This is a genomic window from Acetobacterium sp., from assembly GCF_036508315.1.
Classification (GTDB): domain Bacteria; phylum Bacillota; class Clostridia; order Eubacteriales; family Eubacteriaceae; genus Acetobacterium.
This window is the reverse complement of the sequence record NZ_DATCHP010000079.1, coordinates 1-4,266: the sequence shown is the minus strand read 5'-3', so window position 1 is coordinate 4,266 and position 4,266 is coordinate 1. Positions and strand designations below refer to the sequence as shown.

At 38.9% G+C, this 4,266-nt stretch carries 5 protein-coding genes and 1 pseudogene; 2 read left to right on the top strand and 4 right to left on the bottom strand.

Annotated features, from left to right (window positions below):
- A partial coding sequence (locus tag VIK44_RS09960) for a hypothetical protein (RefSeq protein ID WP_331553751.1) occupies positions 1-603 on the bottom strand: 603 nt, incomplete at its 3' end.
- 266 nt (positions 604-869) lie between these two features.
- Here VIK44_RS09960 and VIK44_RS09955 point away from each other — a divergent pair.
- A complete protein-coding gene (locus VIK44_RS09955; RefSeq protein WP_331553750.1) occupies positions 870-1,133 on the top strand; it encodes a hypothetical protein in 264 nt (87 codons plus the stop codon).
- Positions 1,114-1,482, top strand: a complete 369-nt coding sequence (locus tag VIK44_RS09950; protein WP_331553749.1) for a helix-turn-helix transcriptional regulator — start codon at positions 1,114-1,116, stop codon at positions 1,480-1,482. Before VIK44_RS09955 ends, VIK44_RS09950 begins: the two co-directional genes overlap by 20 nt.
- Positions 1,483-1,552: 70 nt before the next feature.
- Here VIK44_RS09950 and VIK44_RS09945 read toward each other — a convergent pair whose 3' ends face one another.
- The 3 genes and pseudogenes from VIK44_RS09945 to VIK44_RS09935 all read right to left on the bottom strand — a co-directional run.
- Positions 1,553-2,935: a hypothetical protein gene (locus VIK44_RS09945; protein WP_331553748.1), complete on the bottom strand. Its 1,383-nt coding sequence runs from the start codon at positions 2,933-2,935 to the stop codon at positions 1,553-1,555.
- Between the two features lie 107 nt (positions 2,936-3,042).
- On the bottom strand, positions 3,043-3,762 hold the full coding sequence (locus VIK44_RS09940; RefSeq protein WP_331553747.1) for a hypothetical protein: 720 nt from the start codon (positions 3,760-3,762) through the stop codon (positions 3,043-3,045).
- A gap of 271 nt (positions 3,763-4,033) precedes the next feature.
- Positions 4,034-4,266 (bottom strand): annotated as a pseudogene (locus tag VIK44_RS09935) (hypothetical protein); the annotation flags it as partial.

Here is a 4,266-nt window from a genome sequence, read left to right as displayed (position 1 = left end):
TTCTACAACATCTTTGCCGCGTATCCACTGGTATATGAGCTTATATTGCTTCAGTATGTCTATATCAATTCCCGGATGTTTCGCATGGATACGGTTAAGTTTATCCGTCGAACGTCCGCTCTGCCATAGTTGCATGGTTTCGGGTGGTACATATATAGCGAGCGGAAGCTGTGTCGAAATGGTAATTTTCTGGGGGCCGTATTTCCCTTCGCGCAGTTCTAAAACGAGCGAGAATTCCTCCCACGGGCTGTTGAACTCGGTATTCATGAATTGCATAAGAGTGTGTGTATCCAGCGGAACGTCTTCTCCCACACGGCAGTTTTTTACCACAAGATCCAGTGCAACTCCGTCCACCATTTTAGTTGGCACCCGGTACACGGCACTGGTACCTTCCAGTCGTTGGCGCTTGCTTGCAAACCAGGGGTTTTCGTACCAGTTAGACGGTTCTAATAGCGAGGCTACGGGAAGGCCGAATTGTGTTAAGTAAATATCTCCACCGTCGCTTGTTTTACGGTGAACATACACCACACCCAGCACTGTAACCAGCGTTTCTGACGCGGCATGACTTATATATGATGGTACAGGCAGTACGATCGAAGACATCTGTTTCAAATACCTTATCGTTAAATGCTCTATCGGTTTGTGGTGTATTGGGGATGGCTATTAATGCTCACTAATTAAGTAACTCTTTTGGTATAATAAGTAAAGGAAGAAACAGCCAAAGGAGATACGGATGAAACATGAACAGCAGATGGTCATTAAGCTCGTCTTTTTGCACCGCACCTTTTTTCAAGATGCTTTCTGAGACAGGTGCAGGTATGTGTAATATTGCGCTTGACATGTAATCAATAAATGGTTACAATCGCTTCATGTATGAAGTATTTTTTATAAAGCGTGTTCTAAAACAAGTTAAGGATTTGCCAGACTTCATTCAGAAAAAGCTGGCTGTTTTAGTTGACGATCTTCGTGAAAAAGGACCCATCAGAGCTGAATGGCCGAATTTCAGCAAACTGGATAAAGATGAATATCATTGTCCCCTTGCACACAAATGGGTTGTATGCTGGCGATGTGAAAACAAATCAATTATTATTGAGGTGTACTATGCAGGCAGTCGTGAAAACGCCCCATATTAAAATTAATGTTCAAGGAGACATCATCCCGACAAAACTTCTTTTCTTTTTAAAAGAGGAATACGGTAATAAAGTAAAATTTTTCGAAGAAGAAAGTGACAAGCTGGTCAACGCTGTAAATACGCAGTGGTACAAAGATATCAAAACAGCTACGACGCCGGGTGATTACTTGAGAATTTATCGGGAACGAAATGGTTTAACGCAAGCAAAGCTTGGAGAAATGGCCGGTGGCACTCCGAGACAACATATTTCCAACATTGAAAAAGGACGGCGGCCAATTAGCCTGAAAGCAGCACGTAAATTTGCCGATATCTTCGATGTTTCCTTTGAAATATTTCTAGGCCGAAAATAATGTACCTATGATGGTGTCCTGGGAATTTGCCAATTGAATAAAAATTAAGTAGAACGTTCCCTTAATTCTTCTAGTCGTTGAAATAGACAGCAATGATTGAGTATGGGTATTGATCTTTATCAATGTTTACCCCCAAGATTAAACATCGCTTGACATGCGAAATTGCGAAGGCTTGTGCCGCTATATTCTCCATACGCTCTTTTCTTCTTTCTTTGTCTCTATCCCTAAAAGCGTATAAAGCCATTGCATCAAATTTATATTTTGATGGTGTAATTATTATCGAGCATAGATGCCCATCTTGCTGCCAGAACTTTAGCACATGTTTCTTTATGCGTTTGAAGGATGCTTCAGCTTTAAGCTGTTCTGAGAAAGAAAATCCTAGAAGAATATTGGCAATATCCGACCATTGGTGAAACCCCCTAACTTCCAATTTCATACAAATATCTCGCCACCAATTGGTCATTTTTTGTTGAGGTCTCTTTCTTTGTATTCCATTATCAAGAGCCGTATAGTACTCATCTACTTTCTTTGACATTCCAGTGAGCATGAAATGGTCTTTATTAAACTCGGATACCCCGATGTTAAAACCGGTTTTCAAGTAGAAACCTAATAGGTCGAGTTCATCACCCATATAATTCATATTTGCTTCAAGTTCTGACCGCCGTTTCAGATAGTGGATTTTTTGTGGAGTAGACTCCAGCATATCAAAGATAACTTCTAAGTCCGCGAGATGCATGCAGGGTGCTAATGGGTGATCTTCAGGAATCCAACCAGTTTCCTTAATAAGATGTAAGTTTGTTTGAATAAAAGCAAAATCCTCCAGAGTTACAGATAGTCTAAGCACAGTCTTAATTTCGTCTAAATTAAAAGGAAAATTAGGGAGCAGATTAAATTGTTCCTGTGCATTTGCTTTTGATTCATAAATTCTGTTTGATAATCGATATGATTGATTAGAAGGAGCATAAAGCAATTCATCCACATGTCTTTTCATTCTATCTGGAGCACCGCGCAATGCTTGCCATGAAATGGCTCCTGATTTTGCTTCAACAAGAATGAGATGTGAATCCACTTTAACCAATAGATCATTTTCATATTCATTATCTCCATCCTTCCATTTATATCCTGCAAATATCTCACAATGAGGAAATGATTTTGAAAATATCGCTCTAATTTCTTTTTCAAGAAAATCTGCCCTACGTTTTTGATAAGCTGACTTTGCTTGGGGGCTATCTGATAATAATTTATCAAAAATTGGAAATATAAAACTAAAGAAAACTTGAGGTATAGCGCAGAAGAACCTGCCATCACCAATTTTTATTAGTGGCTTAGTCCAAACTGGGTTGTCAAGAAAAAAATATTCCGCCTTATTCCCGGCAAGAGCACCAAAACAGATACTTAATTTATCCAAAGTACTACAAAGTTTATCTGCGGGTATGCCAGTTTCTTTTGACACAGTTTGTGCAGAGAAAGTTAGTTCATCACAGAGAGATAAGTCATAGTGTGAAAGTATTATACTCTTTAACTGTTCAATAGAGATTTGTTTATCATTTACAAACTTAATCAGATCGGCAGGCGTATCATAAAATGAGGATTCTCTTTATAATAAGCTGTGATAATTTCTTCCGGTTTATGTAGAGAAAATACTGTCCTGAGCACAATCCAGCGCCTATTTACCATTTTCTCAAGCCTAGCAACTAAATAGGAGAATACATCTATTAAGTCTGTGGCACCAATATTTATTGAATCTTCAAAATTTGAGTTCATTGGTTCATAAAGCCGCTTGGCTATGGCAATAACACGCTTTAAAAATCCCCAGTTTCTTACTAATTGCGTGTGACTTCTAAGATGCTCCTGAAGAATTAGGATTGATTTGTTTTGTTTTGACTTCTCAACCTCAAGTTGTATAAATCTTTGATAATGAAAAGCACTTGCTAGTTCTGGAAGGGCGTCAAATAATTCCTGAATTATTTCAGGTGTTGGAGGATTAAAGTATCTTTTATCTTCTTCTATTTGCAGTGCGATTGCTTGTATCAACTCGACATGCGATTGAGTAAATGATTCTCCTTTATAACTTCCCGTCGTCTTCCCATTATCACTAATACCAGCAAACAAGCCATAAATAGAAAGGCACGCTATTGCTTGAAGTGCATCTGTGGATTGAATTAATTTAGTTACTTTATCCAATTTAGAGGGGAACTCTGCTTGGTATGATCTGCCTGCTTCAATTAAACCTTTAATTACTTCATCGTGAGGGATATTGGAAAAAGGATGCTTAAACATGACTAAGTCATCCGCTTCGCATGCACCCTTTCGGCGCAAATTTTTTTATTTTTTCGGCGATGTTTGCTCACAGGCACCAGATCACCCAATTATTTCATGTCTTTTGCTGATTTTTTAAAACAGGGCGCTTAAATATACTCGCAATTTTCTTTATTACAATGGTTTTTTTAAACAAAGACCGAAGACTGAAGGAAGGACGAAGGGAAATATCACCCTTTGTGCAACTGAAACATCATTTACATTTTAGACCGGGTACATCGTTTACACTTTTTTAGTTACGAATAACCTTGTTCTTTCTCAAATCTATGGAACCCAGAGCATAAAAGCTGAACTGAAGTTGCCAAACACCATCGGCAATTTCTCTAAGCCCAACAGGCTGACCAGCAAGTAAATTTGTTATTAAGAACCTCCGGCCCATGAATTTAATTTCTCCGCAGTGACGAACTTGGCGAACAAGGTAATCGTGACCATAATCCGGCGGATGCGGACGTTCCACATAGGGAC

What these genes read in the sequence shown, in the direction of transcription:
- VIK44_RS09955 (WP_331553750.1), top strand. Translation starts at nt 870, where the DNA reads ATGTATGAAGTATTTTTTATAAAGCGTGTTCTAAAACAAGTTAAGGAT.
- VIK44_RS09940 (WP_331553747.1), bottom strand. Translation starts at nt 3,762, where the DNA reads ATGTTTAAGCATCCTTTTTCCAATATCCCTCACGATGAAGTAATTAAA.